This window comes from Pseudomonas sp., assembly GCF_036387035.1.
Lineage (GTDB): Bacteria > Pseudomonadota > Gammaproteobacteria > Pseudomonadales > Pseudomonadaceae > Aquipseudomonas.
Map to the genome: position 1 here is coordinate 15,885 of NZ_DASVUM010000243.1, position 18,258 is coordinate 34,142.

Genomic DNA, 18,258 nt, shown 5'->3' on the forward strand with positions numbered 1-18,258 from the left:
GCACCCCATGAGCAGCGGCGATTTCAACCCCCTCAAAGAAGCATTCGGCACCTACCTGGGCACCTGGTATCAGGGCCTGTACGGCGACACGGCGAGCGTCAAGGAGTTCGTGGCCCGAGGCTTTGCCCGGTCGGTGCTCTGGGCGTCCGGCCGCATGGTCGATTCCGTAGATGAGATGCTCAAAAGCTATCAGCGCAACAGCAACGGCGACAAAGGCGCCAACTCGCTGCTGCCTGTGGTGTTCATCGCCCTCGCCAAGGACTACACCCCTACGCCAGGCGACATGGGCGGCAAGCAGGTCGAGCGTCAGCTGGTGCAGATCGAGGAGGGCGGTTCGTACTACGGTTACCGCCAGGCCATGATGGACAAGCGTGCACAGATCGCTATTGTCACGGCCGACCCCATGAGCGCCGATAGCCTCGCTGCCCAGCTGGGGCTGTACCTGGGCTCCATCCCCAACCGTCGTTTCTACGCCTCGCACACTTGGGGGCAGTACACCTTCGACATGCCGGTCACGATCGAGACGCCCGACACCGTCTTCAACAAGGTCGATACCGAAAGCAAAAACCTTACGATCCTGGCGTGTGACTTGGTGCTGCGCGGGGCGATCCCGTACCTGGACGCACCTGGTGATGACGAGGACAACGACGGTACGAGCAACAATCCGCCAGGCTATCCAGTGCTGCAGCAGATTACTAACATCGCGGCCGACGGCAGCGAGGCGGTTATCACCAAAACCAGCACCATCTGGAATGGTGAAGCGTGAACGTTTACCTCGCCGAAAACAGCCAGCAGCTGCCTGGCGACATGATCATGCGCTGGGTCAACCGGAGCGATCTGGCGCCGGTACCGCGCACGCTGGAGCTGACCGTGCGCCTGGCCGACGGCATCGAGACCGACCTGGCCGAGGGCAAGTCGATCTGGACCGGGCGGGAGAACCTCGAATACGAAATCATCTGGTCTCGGCGTGACCCTCCCACGGGCATGCTGCAGGGCGGCAAGTCGGTCCAGACGTATTCGATTATCGCCGCGCTGGCCAGCTGCGCGGGGGTCGCCAGACCTCGAACCACGCCGATCATCGCGACCAATGAGACGTTCGGCGCCATGTACAAGGCGAGTGGCGCCAAGGTGTCCGTAGCCAAGGATCTGACGGTTGAACGCTTCACCTGCCTGCAGGGCCAAGCGCCGAGCCGGGCGATCGCCTTGGCGCTGCAGGAGGAGTGCGCAACGCTGGTCTACACCGATAAAAAACTCTACGTGTACCGGCTCGCCGATCTGTTCAAAGAGGCTCCGATTGACGATATCGGTCAGCTGGACACCACGGCGCTGACGCAAAGCGACTTTCTCACCAGTCATCAGGTGCCGTCGTTCTATAGCACGGCTCCCGACGGCACCGTGGTGAAGGGCAACTATGACTCAACGCGCCGATCGATCTACGTGCCGCGCAAGTCTGAGCGGGTGCTGCGCAACATGAGCAAAGTGCTGCTGCGCCGACACGTCATCCAGTCGCAAATGGCCCAGGAAATCATCGCGGGCGACCTCCTGACGATCAACGGCGAAAACAATGTGGTGATGACAGCCGCGCATGCAATGACGCACGGCATTGAGGCCTCGATCACGAGCAACTCGTATTTCTGGTGCGGGGTGCTGTCGGAATGACGCTTTACTACGGAATCTATCCCGCGATTATCGAGGAGTACCTGGGCGGCGACTCGCGCATGGTGATGGTCAACGTTCCGGGCCTCACCGACGGCATGACCCACGCCGAAGCGGTGCTTAGTGTGCCAGTGGGCGATCGCCCCGAGCTGACCGAGCAGCGCATCCTTGCGGCCGATAAATGCTGGGTGCAGTTCCAGGGCGGCGATCCGCGATACCCCGTGGTGACCGGCTACCGTACCCCCGAGACCAGCAATCAAGAAGGCTGGCGCCGGTGGGCGCATACGAATATCGAGACCGCGGCAGACGCCGAGTCGAACCATACGGCGGCGACCTACACCATCACGGCCAAGGATTCGATCACGTTCACCGTGGGCGGCTCGGTGTTCCAGCTCACCAGCTCGGGCTTTGCCATGACCGGCGCCGTTACGCAGTCGGGCGGCGACATTACGTCCGACGGCATTTCCGTCCAGGGCCATACGCACCTGGAGAACGGCAAGGGCAGCGAGACCGACCCGCCGACCGCCTGACCGGAAACGTCTGCACGGTGACCCCTGGCGGTTGCCGCACACTCGCTGCATAGAACCAGAGGTTTATCGCAATGCCATTCGACCTTTCTCCGCAGGAAGCGCCCAAGTCGCTCAAGCGGATCGCCGCGCTCATGGGCCGTGCCGGCCAGCCGGTGGTGCAAACTGCCTTTAACGACAAACTGCGCCGCACGTCCGGCGTCACCTACCGCGAAGCCATGCTCACGTTGGCCAGCGGCCAAGCCGTGACCCTGCGCGTCAGTCAGTCCGGCGACATCGCCCAGGTACTGCTTAACGGCTCGCTGGTACCGATCCACCAGCAGACAGATCCAAACAAGGCGATCGGCGAAATCGCCTCGATCGCCGAAGCGAATCAGGGCAAGTTCCAGAAGGCTCAAGCCCGGATCAAGGCCGAGCTGCCTGCAGGCATCAGAACCACCGCGCCGCGCATGGTCGATGCGCTGAAAGAACGGGTGGTCTACCTGGATAAGGAAATCGCCGAGCGCCAGGAGACCGTCCAGGAGCTGACGAACAAGCTCAGTTCGCCGGTGCTCGATGCGGTCGAGACGGTCGTGACCGGTGCATCGCCCACGCCCGAGGCCCTGGCCGCGGCCGCAGCTGCGGACGAAAGTCTGGCTATCGTCAATGATAGCGGCGTCAAGGCTGTGATCAGCCTACCCAAGGAGCCCGAAAGCGATCAGGAAACTACGGTTGCGGTGCCGACCGACGATGGCCAGCCGCAGCTGCTGGAAACAGGCGGCGAGCCGGTGGTCACCGGCGAGGAGATTGCTCAGGAGCTGGAGGGCGGCGAGGTGCTCGATGGCGCGGAAGGGCAGGGGCGCGAGAAAGCGGTGATTGGCCTGCCCAAGCGGCCCGATTCTGACGAGCCACTGCAGGTAACGGTGAATTCCGAGGGCAGCTTTCAGGCCACGTCGGTGGAGCAGGGCGCCAAGGGCGACGATGCCACCCTGAATAACCCTATCCCCTGATCATATCGTGTACGCGTCGTAAAGGTCGCTTTCGCCACCGGCGTCGTACAGATCGTTCATCTCGTCCAGGGAGACCTGCGCGGACATGATGCGGGCCTGCAGCTCGCAGAACCCGCAGGCGATCAGGACGGCGAGCTGGCCATTACTGATAGTGGGTAGTATCCGGTAGGTCTGTTTGCCCTCCTTTATGTCGTCCTTTTCGAACACGCTCCGAGGGTCGAGCTGCTTTAGCGCGGGGTCCAGGGTGATCGTGTTCAAAAGGGTTCGGTTCTGGTACGCGATGATCGCCTCGCGCATATGCTCGTCTCGAAACTGAAAGTCCACGTCCGGCAAGCCCAGGTTCGACACCACCGAAATATCCTCGCGTCCCTTAATGCGGGCGGTCTGGAATGTCTTCATTCGTCCGGCGATTACCAGAATGTTCGTCTCTTCATCCAGGCCCCCGACGATCGTGGTGGGCTGCCCCTCATATCCGCTTACTGACACAAAAAAATCCATCGCTTGCCTCTCAGTGGTTGCATTGCTTAGCAGAACGTAACTACTATGTTAGCAAGTAGTTGTTATGGGGCGCAGTATGAACCCCACCAATCAACCCCGCCAGCGCCTGTTTCCAGGCGGCACGGGGCAAATACCGCGCCGTCCGGCGCATGCAACCCGGTTGCAACCTACCGTGAAGGGCAAGCAATGATTAGCAAAGTGTATGAACTGGGCCTAGCCGAGGGTTACGTGAGTTCGTGGGGTCTCACCAAGGCGGTCAACGAGCTGATCCAGAATGCGATCGACAGCGAGGCGCCTTTCGAATATCAGTTCGCAGAGGAGTCGCTGGTGATCAGCAGCCCGGGCGTGACTCTTTCACCGCGCCACCTGCTGCTGGGCGCCAGCACCAAGCGCGACTGTCGCCAAAGCATTGGCCAGTTCGGCGAGGGCTTCAAACTGGCCATGCTGGTGCTTGTTCGAATGGGTTACGGCGTCACCTGCCACAACGGCGAAGTGATCTGGCGCCCTGGCTTCACGCACAGCGAGACGTTCGGGGAGAACACGCTGCAAGTCCAGGAGACTGCCAACCCAGGTGCAGAGCGGCGGCTGTCGTTCGAGATCGACGGCCTGTCTATGGCGGACGTGGAAGCGATCAAGGACAGCTGCCTGCAAATGCAGCCGCCGATTCGGGATGCTATCGAGACCAGTCGCGGCCAGATCCTGCCCAGCCGCCCAGGGAAGCTCTATGTCAACGGCCTGTTCGTCTGCGATACCGGTTTGAAGTACGGCTACAACATGAAACCCGCTTACATCCAGCTGGAGCGCGATCGCAACACAGTCGAGAACTGGCGGATTCAGTTCGTTACCAAGGATATGTGGATTGAAACCAAACGCTGGAGCTTGATCGCCAACGAGGCCCAGGCTGAGGTGCCGGATTTTGCCTACGCCCAGCATGGGGCGAACGATCAGCTGCGTGAGGCCTGTCACGCTCTGTTCACCAGCGAAAGCGCTGGGGCGTTACTCGCACGCAACGAGCGCCAGGCAACGGAAATGCGGGCTCAAGGCGCCATCCGAGTGGCCGTCACCGGTTCCGACGCGTTCTATGAACTGGTAACGTCTTCCAAGGCCTACCAAGTGACAAAGGCGCGCCTGGCGGCTGATCTGACGCCCAAGGAGCAATTGGACAGATGGTATGACGATCACAAGCGATATCTGGCCCGCCTGCCGAAAACTGCGTTCAAAAAGCTACGCGACCGCGCCGCCAGCTGGAAGACCGGCACGACCGCTAGCGACATCGGATTCTGATGCTATAACTTCAGCCGCTCGCGCTCCTGGGTGAGCGCGCACTGCATGCGGTGCAGTGCAATTAGGTTGCCGCCGACCTCCTCGCGCCATGCCTGATGGATTGTGAGATAGAGCTTATCGAGGTCAGCCACTAATCGCCGGTAATGCTCTACCTCAAGCGCTAAATTCCGGATGTCTTGTGTAGGATATTCGCGCCAGATCCGCCGCAGCTCGGACAGGGACGTGGGATTAAATCGCGGTAATGTGCGTGTCATGGCGGTTTGTCATGTGTATGGATAACCAGTATTCTGCGCCAAAGCAACTCGGAAAGGGAACGTGCAGACGGTGATCGCCGCTCATTAGCGACGATCGGCAGCGAACAATAAGGAGCTATGAATCGTGAACGATGAACCGATGTATATCAACTGGCTGAAAGTCGTGCCCATAAGCGAGCGGAGTACATTTGGCTTGTGCGTTATATGCGGCGAGGAGGCCGAGCGGGACGGCGCACTGGTTTGCGCGGTGTGCCGAACAGTTGAGGCAGAAATGCTGGAAAGAGCCGAAGTGCCCAACGAGGGCGACAAAGCAGCGCATTAGGGCCGAAAGCCGCCAGGTGGACGGGACTGCTGGGCTGCTGACAAAATGGCGGGGACTTGCTCTCTCAACAACACATATGCAGGACTGCCAGCAATGACTGAGCCCTTTAAAGTCAACGTAACGATGGATTTCGAGGCCGCCGCCGAGGATGACATCGCGCAAATGTACAAGGACGTCACGGACATGATTCACGATGGCGCATCGAGCGGGAACGGCACCCTGCCGGACGGCCGCGGCTCCTACACATTCAGGACTACCCAGAACAGGATCGGAACCCGTAAAAGCATCGCCCAGCAAGCGATGGAAATGTATGGGTGGTGGACAGGGCTCAGTGATCAGGAGCAGCAGCACTGGGTGGCTGTCGCCGAGTCCGAGGACATCCAGGTCGTGTATGCGGCCTACCAAGCCAACCATCCAGGAAAGTAGAGCATGGATAAAAAGGCGTCCGGCCCTGGGTTCATGCGCGCTGCGCCCACTGACCACTATGAGTTTCGAGGATTAGGGCACCAGCTGGCATATGAGAACAGCGTGCCCGAGCTGCGCGATCTTGATCAGGCGCAGCGGGCCAAGCTGGCCAGAAAAGCGCGTCCTGGAGAAACCTGGGAACAATTGATTGAACGGCTGCAGAGGGATGGCGTTCTCACCGTTACGCATACGGCGATAGATGCCAGCGACAACCAGTAGAGAGGAACGCCCCCATGAGCGAACAAGACGACATAAAGGTCCGGGAACTGGGTTTGTGGCACGCCTTGTTGGAGGACGATAGCGCCGCGCGCCATACGCCCGAATCCCAGCATGGCGCGCTGCGCAAGCACGCCGAGGTGCTATACCGCTTCGGCGTGATCGATCGGAGCGAGCTTGTCGAATTGAATCACCTGGCCGACGCCCGTTATGCCGATGCAGCCGAGTCGATTCTGGGCCGCCTGGAATCGGGTGAGTAGTGCCTGCATGGACGACTTCAATCCCTTCGGCGAGCTGGCTGACACCGAACCGGTATCGCTGGATGACCTCTTGGAGATCCGCGCCGCCGCCACTTATCTGGTGCGGGTTGAGGGCGACAGCATGCAGGGGGCCGGTATCTTTTCCGGCGATCTGCTGGTGGTCAGCAAGGCGATCGAGCCCGTGCGGGGCAGGATAATTATCGCAGTCATCAACGGCGAGCCCATGTGCAAGCGCCTGGATTTTGCCGGGGATATGCCCGTGCTGCGCTCCGAAAACCCTGCCTACCCGCCCAGGTACGTTATGGAGGGCGAGGATTTCAGCGTTTGGGGAGTGGTGACGCGCAGCATTCGCGACCACGATCGCCGGACCTCCTGAGCAGCAGCAGACTCACTCGGAAACGTAGGAGTGCTTATACTTCCAAGCGTGATCGCACGTTACGCAAAGCCAGTCCTCAATCACTTGGATGTCGCTCACTGTCACGGTGCGCTGCTCGTCCTGATTTGTTACCTGATTACGGATGACGCGCTGCACCGAGCGGGTGCCCATAAAACTCTCGTTGTAGTCGGTTCTAGTGAGAGTGGGGGCCTCGCATTTAGGGCATTTTCCAGGCTGTCGAAAGTATGCACACACCCCGAGTAGGATCGCTGCGACAAAGACGATCCCGCAAATAAACGCCCACCCTGGACTCCTTTGCGCAAGCGCGCAGACGGCTAGAATCGCAGGAATGACACTGAAGCCGTAGCAGGTATAAGCAATCTGTTTGTTTTCTTTCATCCAGCTTGCGTTGCTATCCATGACGGCTTTGATTCTGACCGCACGAGCACTCAGTACCGGCCCCACCGGCTGGTCAGGCTTTACCAGCTGTACCGGCGTCTTTTTCGTATCGGTCCAGCCCTCGCGAGCGGCAATGGCTTCGGTGATGCTAGCGTAAACCGTCGCAGAACCATCTTTTTTAGCTAAGACTGTACCTTCCCAGGTTTGTTTACCCCTGGCGAAAATCTGGACGTCTGCCGGAATTTCTTCGAGAACAACCAGCGATTCGCCATTGCGAATTTTACGCTTCGTGTCGTTCACATGGACTTCAACGATGTCATCGTCGAACCCGAGCACCCTGTCAGTACGTATGATCTTGATTTCGTGCATTGCTGGCAGTCCGAGGCTAGATAAATGGCCATCGGCCAGACTATTACAAACTTTAGCCGCGGCGGCTGATGTTGATCATCTCTACGTTTGTGGGCTTCGGCTTGGGTTGCGCGTCCGGGCACGGGGTTCTTGGGGCAATTGCGGGTTTTGCCCTCGGGTGTTTCACCGCTGGATTCTGGTTCTTGTTAACAGCGATTTACGAGAAGTTTTCAGCACTCGTGGAAGTGGCGGTAACGAACCGTGCGGACCCGGAGCGAGCAGGCAGGAATAGTTTCAAGCCTGACCAAACTCCGGAAGTGCCTGATGGGGTTTTGAAGTGGACAGGGCAACCGTTGAAATAGAAGCACTGTCCCGAAGGGCTTAATAAACGACAGTGGCCTTCTCACCGCCAAAAGGCAGGAAGCACCCGCCCGCACTCTTCATCAGGAACCTCACTTTCAGTTCACTGCCTTTAGCAAGATTGTACCCAGCGGCCTTGTCTGCAAAATCCACCCGTAGGTCTTGCGTCCCTACATGGTCCACGTTCAATGAAGCTTCATCGGATTCCAGCAGCGTTACTTCGCCGCTCCATGTCATCCAGCGATCTTTGTACTTGGCCTTGAATATGTCGTCTTTCTTCTGATCGCTGTAGGTGCTCTTGCACCCGACATCTGCGTTCACCTGCGCGTATGTCGCAGTGCTCTCGGGTTGCTGATTCGCAGGGCGGGAAGCTGGGGAGGATGCAATGGTTGATGCTGCTGCTTGATGGGTCGGTGTGGAGCTGGCAGGAACCAATGCGTCCGGTATCGGTACGAAAAAGAATGAGATTACAAGCCACGCAAAGCCAATGACCCTAGATCCAGTCGAGTATCCCTTGCGAAGCAGGAACCACACGCAGATTGGGGCCAACACGACGATTCCAAGGAATAGCGGAAGGCTGACCATGCGATTTGTTGGCTGGTATGGACTTGGGTTCGCTGGTCTGCTGTTCGACTTCACGGGCGCGCCACAGCCGGGACACGATTGGGCGGTATCACTGATTTGCTTGGAGCATTCGTCACAGGCGATGAGCGCCATCTTTGCTTACCTGTCAAAAAGCGGCATTTTGCCATTGCCGGTTGCTTGTAGCAATTGCCTGATGAACATGGCAAGGGTATCGTCTCGCTCGATGAATTTCAGGAATAGAAAGGAACCCCAAAAATGATGATAACCCGTGAATACCACCCCGTGGCTCAACCGCCCGGCGCGCTGCCGGTCACCGTCTCGGTGGCCATCAACTTTGTGCAGTTCGACGTGCGCAACCCGGCCATCAGCCTGCGTGCGCCGTTTGCCCAGGTGCGCATCGAGTCCGCTACCTTTGCTGGCAACCCGGTATGCAAGGTGACCGGCGAGGCGAGCAAAGACCAGTGGTGGCAGGTGACGCTGAGCGCCGAGGACGGTGCCGAGCTGGCCGGGCTGATCGCCGAAGCGCGCACCGCTGCGCACAGCCTGTAGAATGGCACCCCGGCCGGGCCATGCTGGAACGGCCAACCTGCAACCCAAGGAGCGGTATCGATGGGCATTGAAGACATCAACGAACTGAAACAGGTTAACGGGCAAACCCAGGCGCAAGGATTGCTGGATGAAGGCTGGCGCATACTGGCGGTCTGCGTGATGCAGGACGGCAACAGTCAATACGCCGAATACCACTTGGGCCGAGCCAAGCCCAGGAAAGAAGCGGTAGCGGGAGGCGGCTTTTTCGACGGGGACTGGACCGGATCGAAGCAGGCCTGACGCGTTATGGGTAACCGCGATTATGTCCAATCCTCACCGTCACGCCTTAATAGATCAATCGTAAGGATCTGAAAAGCCAGTGAATGTCGCTTGGCCATAAGCTCAGCGCAATTTCGCCTTATCCGTTAAACTCAACTCCTTTGAACGAAGTGAGCGCAGGGAAGTGATCGGATTCATCGAAAGAAAACAATGTAGGGCATACGTTTGCTCGTTATTTCTTGTGTTCGGGTTGCTTCAGTCAGCCAGCTATGCGCATGCCGATCAGGATCTAACAGAAATTCGGAGAATGGCTAAACAGGGCGAAGCCACAAATCAGCTTAACCTCGGACTCAGCTATGACACCGGTAATGGCGTTGCGCAAGATTCCAAGCAAGCGGTGTTCTGGTACCGCAAGGCCGCCGAGCAAGGCGAAGCTGAAGCCCAACTCCTCCTAGGATTAAGTTACGCCGACGGCAAGGGCACTGTTGAAGATTCCAAGCAAGCGGTCTTCTGGATCCGCAAGGCCGCCGAACAAGGCCTTGCTGTTGCCCAGCTCAGTCTCGGCAGCATGTATGTGGAAGGCGAAGGTGTTGCTCAGGACGCGAAGCAAGCGGTGTTCTGGTTCCGCAAGGCCGGCGAGCAAGGCGAAGCTAAAGCTCAGTTCAACCTCGGGATCAGCTATGACACCGGTGATGGCGTTCCGCAAGATTCCACGCAAGCGGCGTTCTGGTACCGCAAGGCCGCCGAGCAAGGCCATGCTACTGCTCAGAACAACCTCGGGCTCTGCTATAACCGCGGTAATGGCGTTCCGCAAGATTCCAAACAAGCGGTCTTCTGGTTCCGCAAGGCCGCCGAGCAAGGCTCTGCTGATGGCCAACTTGATCTTGGAGTCGCTTACGGCCTAGGCAAAGGTATCCCCCAAGACAACAAGCAATCTTATATTTGGTTATCGGTCGCTGCTGCCAATGGAGATCCCAAAGCGAGAGAATATCGAGACATGATGGCCAAAAAGCTATCCCAGTCCGAGCTAACGGAAGCACAAAAATTGGCTGGACAGTATTTTGAAAAATACCAATCGCGTAGTTGATTTAGTAGGCGTGGTTTTCGGTAAGGGCAGCTGCTCAACTTCCATGTCGATACGACGGAGCATTGCGGGGCTGCCGCTGCAGTTCTGGCCATTCCACAACACCGAGTAACGCAGAGCCGAGGGGTGCCGGTGGGTGTCGAACAGGCGCGCGCCGGCGAAACTGGCGGTTTCTTGGCAGCTAGTTTGGCTTGCTCAAGCGAAGCACCCGGCGCAGGTGCCGGCGGGCTTCGTCCAAGGCGTGGCTGTACCTGAATGTGTTTCTTTTGGAAACCGGGCTCCAGGACGACCGAAGGGTCGCTGTTTCAACCGATCGGACGGGCACTAGGCAACTCAGTACGCGCTGCCACAGGCCAACGCGGATGCGATGGCGCGCCGGCGGGCTCTGGCGGCTGGGATCAAAATGCTGATTGGCTTATCCAAGCTTATAGCATTAAGAATATGTGCGGCATTCAATATCCAATAGAACATAACTCTAAGAAATATCATACCTCGTGGCATCTAAGGAAATTCTTTACGGTGTCTTGCCATTGACTTACAAGTTGTCCATTAGAATAATTTCGGTATTGACGAGCCTCCAAACTGAATATTCCCGTATTCATTACCCCCAAGTCGTTGAAACCACATGCTGCGGATGGCTCATAAATTTCAGTGGTGTACAGTATTTCATACGACGTACCATCAGATGGGCCAATTGTTGGCCCTTCGTTTTCCCCGAGCCAAGTGAAATTTGAAAACTTACCTATATGGTCATGTATCTCTCCACTTTCAGAACGAGCAAAGTCAACCGGAGCTTTGAAACGATCGAGCAAATAAGAACCAAGCTTGTCGGCGGGAAAAGGTGGAAACCTTTCTTCAGCAATCGAAATCGAGTTTGGGACGGCGCATCCTTGTACTCCACCAAGGTCAGATGTCCGCAAATTAGCTTGTGATACATCCGAAAGCCGCAATATACCCGAAAATGGGAGCGTACGTTCCGATAAACTCAAAAGATCGCTAGCTTGAGTAACTCCACTTAGATTATTTTCTAGATTACCATCGATCACTATCTTTCCCGAAAATGGTATCTCCGCAGTTGATTGATATGCAAAAAGTTCGATGAGCACAGATCGTCTTGGCCCTATCGTTATATTTTCGTTTGAGGTTCGACTTACTTGCTGAGAACCACCCTCTGACATAGCGGTTGTCGTGCTGATTGCCTGTGAAAATGTAAGGGTCATGCCGGCACTGCCAACTCCTTGAACCCCGACTGACGCATTCACGCTGGCACCAATAGTAGTGGTAACACCGTTTGTTTTTGTAACACCCCAAGTTTGGGTGCCGGTCACGCTGAGTCCGATGCTTGAAGTAACACTCGCATCTGCGCAGTTCTGAACTGTTTTTCTTGTTAAAAGACCTGTTTGTGGAAGGCTTGTGATATTAGCCTGATCAAATTTCAAATCGAGAACTTCTATAACTTTTGAATTCACAACCTTAGAAAAACCTGAGGAATCGTGTCGGGTTGTAACCTTTGTCACAACAGGAATTTTGCCAAGCAATGGTACATCCTGATACACGATAACATCTGTAGTTATAGTTCCGGTGTAAATTACAAGTGATTTTGTGGCTAAAAGGCTATTCATATGGTCTGAAGCAGAAATTTCCGACATATATCCTCCCAACTACAGTAATTGTGAATTTTGTATCTTCTAGAATATCAATAATAATGCACCTACAAACTTCTCTTACACCATTATAGTGCAAAAAAATAGCTAAATCTTCGTATAAGCAGCGGCCTTAGTAAATATTGATATATAAAAACCCTCTGAAATATCAAAAGTTAGGTATGCCAAAACCAGAGGTAGTAGCATATAACTCAGCTCGTGGCAGATAGCCTGCAAGCTGAAATCAGCGATCGGCCCGCTGCGCTGCAGGCTTACTGGAACAGTGCTGCTCCAGCGGCGCTGGGTTCGGCGCGAATAAATACGGCGAAGGCTTCGATCACGACGGCAAGTAACGGCGATTATGTTTAAACGCCGCGTCGGAAATCGCGCCTAAATCAGGCTCTTGCGTCCCAGTAATGTGGGCGCATGAGCGACTTTATCCGACAGCAATTTGCCTCCCTATCCACTGCATACGCCACGGGTGGGCCTACACCTGCCCAGGCCGCAGCTGGCAACTATAAAAAAGGCCGGGCCACCATTCAGGGCCTGCGCATCGCGATCGAGAACCCCCGAGGTTCGTACCGCACCGGCGTGAGCCAGGACGGCAAGGCGTGGAGTAGCTTTCAGCCAAACGACTATGGCTATTTCGAGGGCGTCATGGGAGCGGACGGCGACGAGCTGGACGTCTACCTGGGGCCTCATCCTGAAAGCCAAGCCGTATTCGTGATCAACCAGGTGCGGCCGGATCGCAGTTTCGACGAGCACAAATGCCTGCTCGGTTTCCTCTCTGAAAACGACGCGCGCAGCGCCTACCTGGCGGCATTCATGCCCGGCTGGGATGGCCTGGGCAGCCTTGTATCGTGCTCGATGCCCCAATTCAAGCAATGGTTGAAGGCCGACAAGAATGGCCCTCTCGACGCCAGCCAGCTACTTACCGACGGAAAGAACACAATGGAAAACCTCGCCTGGAACGACGAAGCCCTGCCGATCGGCACCGGCCTGGCCAACGTGCTGTATTCGCTACGCTGCGGCGACGGCGATGGTCTGCTGCTCGATGCGGTGAACCAGCAGGATGTCCTGGATGACTCCGAAGGCCTGGAATTGCTCGACGCGTTGGTGGTGGAGTACGCCAAGGCGCCGCGCAAGATGGAGCAACTGCAGAAGGTCATGAACGGCGTGGGCGACCTGCAGGTTATCGCCATGCAAGTAACGCCGCCGTTCAAGCAGCGGGGCACCACCAACGTGACCGCCATTTTTGAGCTGGGCGACGGTCAGACCGTCAGCGTTTGGTTCCACAATCCCGACAGCACCCCGAATAAGATCCTGCCCCATGATGAGCTGGTTTCGTGGCGCTGGATGCTCAACAAAAAGGACATCACCCTGCTGGTGGCGCCTGAGCGTGGACAGGATCTGCTGCCCCGTGAAGTCGCACGCCGCATCATGCGTCTGGCCGAAAAGAACAGCGCGAAGTTTCAGAAGGCCAACGCCGACCGCGCCGACAAGGTCGCAAGCCTGGAAGCGCTCAAGGCCGACGTAGCCACCAAGGAGAAAACCCTGGCCGAACTGGATGGCGAGGTGACGCAGCTGCAGACGCAGCTGGCCAACCGCAAGACAGCTCCGACCGTGACGCCAACGCCCGAGCCGAAACCTCAGCCCGAGGCAGATCCGGCACCGCGGACCTATGACGACTGGTTTGCTCGCATCGCGCAGCTCGTCGCCACCCACCTCCACGTGGAGCAGCCCGACGCCATCAAAATCCTGGGCTCGTACAGCTTCCTTATGCGCAACGCGTGGAGCACTGGCGCTACGGCCGAACAGACGGCCGATCGGATCATCAAGCCGGACGAATCGGGCGAGATGATCGGCGATAAGTCCAAGGCACGGTTTTTTGAGATTGGCCAGCAAGCCAACGAGGAGCACAAGCCGCGCTATCCGTGGGGCAGTTCCGAGGTATTCGGCCGCCTGGCCACCGGCTTGACCGAAGAGCAGAAGAAAGCAGCCGAGGAGGCCTATGCCGCTGGCTGGGACGATGCGGAATCGACCCGATTCAATCCAGGCACGGCGGAAGGCTACAAAACCGTTGTTGATAGTGACGAGCTGCAGCTGGCCTACCAGGACACCCTCGACAGCCTATTTCAGGGCCGTATTGTCGCCGTGCGCAACGCGCTGCGCGAACACGGCTGGGAATCCGACGGCATGGGCAAACCCATGTACAAGATGGTCGGCGAGACGAGCTATCAGGCGGGCATGTTTGCGAGCCGCGTCGGTGCTGGCCAAAACATCGTCGGCGTGTCCTACGCGCCATTCCAGGACGTCAACGGCGAAGATCGCGGCCCGCTGGGCAAGATCAAGGACATGCTGGACATGACGCCCGAAGGGCTGGCCAACGCCATTAACGCCATGATCCCGGCCGCGGTACGAACGGTTGAGCCTGACACCGAAATCAGCCCGGCCCGTGCTCGTGCCAATGCAATCGCCGACGCGCTGGTGGCCCTGGGCTGGAAAAAGGTCGATGCCGGTTACCAGGCCGAATACGGCACCGCCCTGAAGAGCCCCCGCGGTGCTGACGTGTTCGTGGGCGAGGACTCGAATTACCCGGGCGTGGTCGAATTCCAGGGCGACGTCACCGGCTACGACGATAAGAGCAAAACCCCCGAGCAGGTCGCCCAGGCAATGGACCTGGATGACTACGGCTTCGAAGATGCGGAAGACGACATGATCACTCGCGAAGGGCACCAATTCGAAGGCAAGACACTGGCATTCGCCTATGCCGCCAAGGCAGTAGCAGACGGCGCCGAAAGCGTCGGTGCGGTCGTCTCCTGGGGCGATTTCAGCGCCTCGGTAAGCGGTTCGCTGTTCGACTCGACCACCTACGGCATCACCGGCCAGATCGCGAAAGATGGTCGTATTGTTGGCCGCGCCATGATCGACGAGCAGGGCATGGTCAAGTTGCTGCGTGGTTCGGGCGGTACGGATGCTGTCGGCGAGGCCAGTAGCCGCGTGGCAATCATGGCCATGGTCGCCCAGGCAGTCGCGGATCTGCCCGCTGAGCCCGAGCAGACGCCTGAACCCGCCGCAGAGCCTGCCGGTGACCCCTTGATCAAGCAATTCAGCGAAGTCGTCAGCGACAGCACCGTGATCGGCGAGCGTAACGCATGGATGGCGGCCAACATCCCGGCCGATCAGCTCGACACGGACGGCAACGAGGGCGTGGGCAGCCTGGAAGGGCTGCGCAACCTGTACCGCCTCAACGACGGCCAGCTGGCGTATTGGGATAACGCCACTCGTGCGATCCGTGGCGTCCAAGAAGGCGATTCGCGTGTCAATTTGTACCTCGTCAAGCCAGACGAGCCCGTAAAGGCGACGTACAGCGAGTGGGAATCAGCCGTGATCCAGATCGTGGCCGACACCATGGACATCGGTTATGGCGACGCTGCAGGCGTAGTCGAGGGCCAGGCGTTCTATATGCAGCAGTCCTGGGGCCAAGCCCTAGAAGCGCAAGCCGCCGCCGACAAGGTGCTGGCCGCGGTGCGCCCACCCGAAACCGAGCCTGCCCAGGGCGCGGGCCTGGCCGAGGCAAAGGCCTACCTGCAGTCGGTGATCGATGGCCAGGCTGACCTGGGGGACGATGGCCTGGCCGATCGCCTGGAGACCATTTACAACGACTACGGGCAGGACGCGGAAGTAGCTGCCCTCCTGGAGCCTGCCGCGATGGCGTACAGCAACCACGCCGTGGCACTGGCCCGTAAGGCGCTGGGCTGATGCTGGTCGCCGCTCTCGACTCAGTTTCGACGCTGGAGCGTATCCAGCTCACCGGCCAGCTCGCCCAGGGCGTGAATGATCTATCGGCCGCCATGGCGCCGATGGATCGTATCCGGTCGAGCCGCCAGGTGCTCGCTCTGCTGGCGCGCCTGGGCATCGACCTGGCCGCGTCGCAGGAAACATTGTCATTCTCCCTTGACGATCCCGAAAAATCCGCCCAGGCGCTGCGCGACTACCTTGACGGGCCGATTAACCAGCTCCCGCAGAACGTGCGTATATTTGAGGCCGCGTCGGTCATCGACCTGGCAGCCACCCTGGGCGATCGCGATCTGGTGACTAAGGCGCAGGCCTTGCGTACCCCGGGCGAGCAATCGGTGCTCGATCTGTATATGTCGGTGACCGCCGACGTTTCGAGCCGCGCCGTGTCGGTACCGGTAGATCGCGCCGCCGTGCTGGGGCATGCCACCGCGGTCGAGAATCTGCTACGCCAGCGGGTTGAGGACGATGCCGAATACGCCGAGCACCAGGTGCGTATCAATGAGCTGACCAATGAAGTCACTGCAGCCCAGCGCGAGATCCAGGCGTGGTCCGACGCCAATCCCGGCCAGCATGTGGTGGCGCAAGCACGGTACGACAAGGTCTATGCAGACTACGTCGCCGCTCACGAGGAGGTCTATGCCAAGGCTATGGCCGCCTGGCGCCGGTTCAAAGCAGTGCGCAACGAGGCGATCGAGCAGGCCGACCAGGCGTTCGACACCCAGGGCCAGATCGTGATCGATGCTTTGATGGCCAGCTCGACGGTAAGCGTTGAGGAGGCATCGAGCTGGGCATCGCGCCAGGTGATCGACGATAAAGCGCAGCAGCGTCTGACTCGAATGGGCTACAAGAAAGCCGACGTACTGCGCGACCTGGCCGAGTTCTACCGTCTAACCGGTGGCAAGTCGTCGGCGATCCGGATCGCGGCCGGTGGCGCCCGGGCCAACGCCACGGGTATCGAGACCCGCACCGGCGAGAAAGTCATCAACCTGGGCAATAACTTCAACAAGACGGTGCTGTTCCACGAGCTGGCGCACCACCTGGAGAACGACCCGATCGCCTGCGCTGCGGCCAATGGGTTCCTGATCAAGCGCCGCGAAAGCGCTGACGTCCACCCCCTAGCCGAGCTGAGCGGCAACAACTACGGCCCGGAAGAGGTCGCGTACAAAGACAGTTTCATGGATGCCTATATCGGCAAGGTCTACCGCGACGGCTGGACCGAGGTTTTTTCGATGGGGGTCCAGTACCTGGCCAACCCCCGCGATGCGGCCATGTTCGCGGCCAAAGATCCGGAAATGCTGGCGCTGATCAGCGGCTACCTGGCCAGCCCCGTGACGCCCGCCATGCGCGCGAAGCTGGACATGCACAAGGGTGCGACGGACGCGATTCAGGCCAAGCGCCAGGAAATGGAGGAGGCCTATGCCACGGCCGTGGCGGAATTGGCAGCCCGGGCACCTTTGCAGGCAGATGACTGGTGGCAGGTGTTCCAGGAAGAGCACCCCGACATCGCCGGGCTGATCCGCACCTACGAATTCGCCAAGGGCAGCGAGCCGACCTATGTGGGCGGTTACGAGGGTTACCGCGTGCTTCAGGGCGTATGCCGCAACCAGCTGACCAAGCGCAACGCCAAGGGGCTCGTTATCGCGTCGCGGCTCAACCTGCCGTTGCCCGAGTGCGCATCGGTGCACGCAGGCCTCGACCTGGCCCGGGCGCTGATCACCTACGCAGACACCAACGGCATCGGCGTGTCGTCGGCATGGTACACCTTCTTTTACCAGGGCAAGGGCTTCGACGCCCGTAAGTCCATCATCCGATCGGCTCAGTCGATTCAGGAGGGCAAGCAGTGATCGCTACGCGTTATTTGGTGGTGACTCCCGAGGGCGCATTCGAAGCGCTGTGGGACGATGATGAGCTGGTCCCGGTGGAGCTGGTGGGCAGTCCGGCCGCGGTAGAGCACTTCCAGCGCTTCCTGCAGGTGCGCATGGTCACGGGCCGCAATGGTCAGCGACTGAGCGCGGCGAGCATTGAGCCTGACGACCTGCTGGGGTTCTGCCAGTCGGTCGAGTTCGGCATTAGCGTGCTTCCAGACCCCCAGGAGATCGGCGCGCAGCTCCTGCAGCGACCAGCACCGCCGTTGTCGGGTGGCGCTGAGCTGGCCAGCACCCTCAAATTCCTGCAGCGCGTCATTGATCACGATCTGCCAGGCGACAGCGTCAGCGTGGCCAGGCAGTTGGCGCAGGTGCACCAGGATTACCAGGGCAACGTCCAGGTCGAGCTGCTGTTTGACCAGGCCGCCCAGGCATACAAGCAGCACCTGGCACGAGTCGCCTGGGAGTCGATTCGCTAAGGCGGATCGGAATGCCGCCCGCGGCTGGCGCTGCGGGCAA

General features: G+C 58.7%; 20 protein-coding genes. 16 read left to right on the forward strand and 4 right to left on the reverse strand.

Annotated elements, in window-relative coordinates; all coding sequences use genetic code 11:
• Window positions 1-7: 7 nt before the first annotated feature.
• From VF672_RS21900 to VF672_RS21915, 4 genes are all read left to right on the forward strand, one after another.
• The gene (locus tag VF672_RS21900; protein WP_331106803.1) at window positions 8-766 is read left to right on the forward strand and encodes a hypothetical protein; all 759 of its coding nucleotides are present in this window, start codon (window positions 8-10) and stop codon (window positions 764-766) included.
• 47 nt (window positions 767-813) lie between these two features.
• Window positions 814-1,659, forward strand: a complete 846-nt coding sequence (locus VF672_RS21905; RefSeq protein WP_331106805.1) for a hypothetical protein — start codon at window positions 814-816, stop codon at window positions 1,657-1,659.
• On the forward strand, window positions 1,656-2,186 hold the full coding sequence (locus VF672_RS21910) for a hypothetical protein (protein ID WP_331106807.1): 531 nt from the start codon (window positions 1,656-1,658) through the stop codon (window positions 2,184-2,186). Before VF672_RS21905 ends, VF672_RS21910 begins: the two co-directional genes overlap by 4 nt.
• A gap of 71 nt (window positions 2,187-2,257) precedes the next feature.
• Window positions 2,258-3,172, forward strand: coding sequence for a hypothetical protein (locus tag VF672_RS21915; protein WP_331106809.1), 915 nt, complete (start codon window positions 2,258-2,260; stop codon window positions 3,170-3,172).
• Here VF672_RS21915 and VF672_RS21920 read toward each other — a convergent pair whose 3' ends face one another.
• A complete protein-coding gene (locus VF672_RS21920; RefSeq protein WP_331106811.1) occupies window positions 3,173-3,670 on the reverse strand; it encodes a hypothetical protein in 498 nt (165 codons plus the stop codon).
• A gap of 45 nt (window positions 3,671-3,715) precedes the next feature.
• On the opposite strand from VF672_RS21920, the gene VF672_RS21925 reads away from it, so the two are divergent.
• From VF672_RS21925 to VF672_RS21950, 6 genes are all read left to right on the forward strand, one after another.
• Entirely contained in the window at window positions 3,716-4,954 is a 1,239-nt protein-coding gene (locus VF672_RS21925) for a hypothetical protein (protein ID WP_331106813.1), read from the forward strand.
• Window positions 4,955-5,332: 378 nt separating this feature from the next.
• Window positions 5,333-5,530 (forward strand): hypothetical protein, encoded by a 198-nt coding sequence (locus VF672_RS21930; protein WP_331106815.1) that lies wholly within the window; start codon window positions 5,333-5,335, stop codon window positions 5,528-5,530.
• 93 nt (window positions 5,531-5,623) lie between these two features.
• The gene (locus VF672_RS21935) at window positions 5,624-5,956 is read left to right on the forward strand and encodes a hypothetical protein (RefSeq protein ID WP_331106817.1); all 333 of its coding nucleotides are present in this window, start codon (window positions 5,624-5,626) and stop codon (window positions 5,954-5,956) included.
• Window positions 5,957-5,959: 3 nt separating this feature from the next.
• Complete coding sequence (locus tag VF672_RS21940) at window positions 5,960-6,214, forward strand: hypothetical protein (RefSeq protein WP_331106819.1); 255 nt, start codon at window positions 5,960-5,962, stop codon at window positions 6,212-6,214.
• Between the two features lie 14 nt (window positions 6,215-6,228).
• A complete protein-coding gene (locus VF672_RS21945; RefSeq protein ID WP_331106821.1) occupies window positions 6,229-6,471 on the forward strand; it encodes a hypothetical protein in 243 nt (80 codons plus the stop codon).
• Between the two features lie 7 nt (window positions 6,472-6,478).
• The gene (locus VF672_RS21950; protein WP_331106823.1) at window positions 6,479-6,847 is read left to right on the forward strand and encodes a S24 family peptidase; all 369 of its coding nucleotides are present in this window, start codon (window positions 6,479-6,481) and stop codon (window positions 6,845-6,847) included.
• A gap of 12 nt (window positions 6,848-6,859) precedes the next feature.
• Here the strand turns inward: VF672_RS21950 and VF672_RS21955 are convergent, their stop codons facing one another.
• Together VF672_RS21955 and VF672_RS21960 are read right to left on the reverse strand one after the other, a co-directional pair.
• A complete protein-coding gene (locus VF672_RS21955) occupies window positions 6,860-7,615 on the reverse strand; it encodes a hypothetical protein (RefSeq protein ID WP_331106825.1) in 756 nt (251 codons plus the stop codon).
• Window positions 7,616-7,975: 360 nt separating this feature from the next.
• The gene (locus tag VF672_RS21960) at window positions 7,976-8,671 is read right to left on the reverse strand and encodes a zinc ribbon domain-containing protein (RefSeq protein WP_331106827.1); all 696 of its coding nucleotides are present in this window, start codon (window positions 8,669-8,671) and stop codon (window positions 7,976-7,978) included.
• 123 nt (window positions 8,672-8,794) lie between these two features.
• Here VF672_RS21960 and VF672_RS21965 point away from each other — a divergent pair, with 123 nt between their 5' ends.
• The 3 genes from VF672_RS21965 (at window position 8,795) to VF672_RS21975 (ending at window position 10,433) form a co-directional block, all read left to right on the forward strand.
• Window positions 8,795-9,088: a hypothetical protein gene (locus VF672_RS21965; RefSeq protein WP_331106829.1), complete on the forward strand. Its 294-nt coding sequence runs from the start codon at window positions 8,795-8,797 to the stop codon at window positions 9,086-9,088.
• 60 nt (window positions 9,089-9,148) lie between these two features.
• Window positions 9,149-9,367: a hypothetical protein gene (locus VF672_RS21970; protein WP_331106831.1), complete on the forward strand. Its 219-nt coding sequence runs from the start codon at window positions 9,149-9,151 to the stop codon at window positions 9,365-9,367.
• A gap of 163 nt (window positions 9,368-9,530) precedes the next feature.
• Entirely contained in the window at window positions 9,531-10,433 is a 903-nt protein-coding gene (locus VF672_RS21975; protein ID WP_331106832.1) for a tetratricopeptide repeat protein, read from the forward strand.
• A 482-nt stretch (window positions 10,434-10,915) separates the two neighbouring features.
• On the opposite strand, the gene VF672_RS21980 is transcribed toward VF672_RS21975, so the two are convergent.
• Window positions 10,916-12,079, reverse strand: a complete 1,164-nt coding sequence (locus tag VF672_RS21980) for a hypothetical protein (protein WP_331106834.1) — start codon at window positions 12,077-12,079, stop codon at window positions 10,916-10,918.
• A gap of 420 nt (window positions 12,080-12,499) precedes the next feature.
• Between VF672_RS21980 and VF672_RS21985 the strand changes: the two genes are divergently transcribed.
• From VF672_RS21985 to VF672_RS21995, 3 genes are read left to right on the forward strand one after another with little or no spacing between them, the layout of a single operon-like run.
• Entirely contained in the window at window positions 12,500-15,835 is a 3,336-nt protein-coding gene (locus VF672_RS21985; protein ID WP_331106836.1) for a hypothetical protein, read from the forward strand.
• Window positions 15,835-17,718: a hypothetical protein gene (locus tag VF672_RS21990; RefSeq protein ID WP_331106838.1), complete on the forward strand. Its 1,884-nt coding sequence runs from the start codon at window positions 15,835-15,837 to the stop codon at window positions 17,716-17,718. Before VF672_RS21985 ends, VF672_RS21990 begins: the two co-directional genes overlap by 1 nt.
• On the forward strand, window positions 17,715-18,218 hold the full coding sequence (locus tag VF672_RS21995) for a hypothetical protein (protein ID WP_331106840.1): 504 nt from the start codon (window positions 17,715-17,717) through the stop codon (window positions 18,216-18,218). The genes VF672_RS21990 and VF672_RS21995 overlap by 4 nt, the downstream gene beginning before the upstream one ends.
• The last annotated feature ends 40 nt before the right edge of the window (window positions 18,219-18,258 follow it).

Excerpts from the sequence above, each read along its gene's own strand:
- VF672_RS21915 (WP_331106809.1), top strand. The coding sequence starts at position 2,258 with ATGCCATTCGACCTTTCTCCGCAGGAAGCGCCCAAGTCGCTCAAGCGG.
- VF672_RS21960 (WP_331106827.1), bottom strand. The coding sequence starts at position 8,671 with ATGGCGCTCATCGCCTGTGACGAATGCTCCAAGCAAATCAGTGATACC.
- VF672_RS21970 (WP_331106831.1), top strand. The coding sequence starts at position 9,149 with ATGGGCATTGAAGACATCAACGAACTGAAACAGGTTAACGGGCAAACC.
- VF672_RS21950 (WP_331106823.1), top strand. The coding sequence starts at position 6,479 with ATGGACGACTTCAATCCCTTCGGCGAGCTGGCTGACACCGAACCGGTA.
- VF672_RS21965 (WP_331106829.1), top strand. The coding sequence starts at position 8,795 with ATGATGATAACCCGTGAATACCACCCCGTGGCTCAACCGCCCGGCGCG.
- VF672_RS21945 (WP_331106821.1), top strand. The coding sequence starts at position 6,229 with ATGAGCGAACAAGACGACATAAAGGTCCGGGAACTGGGTTTGTGGCAC.
- VF672_RS21955 (WP_331106825.1), bottom strand. The coding sequence starts at position 7,615 with ATGCACGAAATCAAGATCATACGTACTGACAGGGTGCTCGGGTTCGAC.
- VF672_RS21910 (WP_331106807.1), top strand. The coding sequence starts at position 1,656 with ATGACGCTTTACTACGGAATCTATCCCGCGATTATCGAGGAGTACCTG.
- VF672_RS21940 (WP_331106819.1), top strand. The coding sequence starts at position 5,960 with ATGGATAAAAAGGCGTCCGGCCCTGGGTTCATGCGCGCTGCGCCCACT.
- VF672_RS21925 (WP_331106813.1), top strand. The coding sequence starts at position 3,716 with ATGTTAGCAAGTAGTTGTTATGGGGCGCAGTATGAACCCCACCAATCA.
- VF672_RS21980 (WP_331106834.1), bottom strand. The coding sequence starts at position 12,079 with ATGTCGGAAATTTCTGCTTCAGACCATATGAATAGCCTTTTAGCCACA.
- VF672_RS21990 (WP_331106838.1), top strand. The coding sequence starts at position 15,835 with ATGCTGGTCGCCGCTCTCGACTCAGTTTCGACGCTGGAGCGTATCCAG.
- VF672_RS21985 (WP_331106836.1), top strand. The coding sequence starts at position 12,500 with ATGAGCGACTTTATCCGACAGCAATTTGCCTCCCTATCCACTGCATAC.
- VF672_RS21920 (WP_331106811.1), bottom strand. The coding sequence starts at position 3,670 with ATGGATTTTTTTGTGTCAGTAAGCGGATATGAGGGGCAGCCCACCACG.
- VF672_RS21935 (WP_331106817.1), top strand. The coding sequence starts at position 5,624 with ATGACTGAGCCCTTTAAAGTCAACGTAACGATGGATTTCGAGGCCGCC.
- VF672_RS21900 (WP_331106803.1), top strand. The coding sequence starts at position 8 with ATGAGCAGCGGCGATTTCAACCCCCTCAAAGAAGCATTCGGCACCTAC.
- VF672_RS21905 (WP_331106805.1), top strand. The coding sequence starts at position 814 with ATGCGCTGGGTCAACCGGAGCGATCTGGCGCCGGTACCGCGCACGCTG.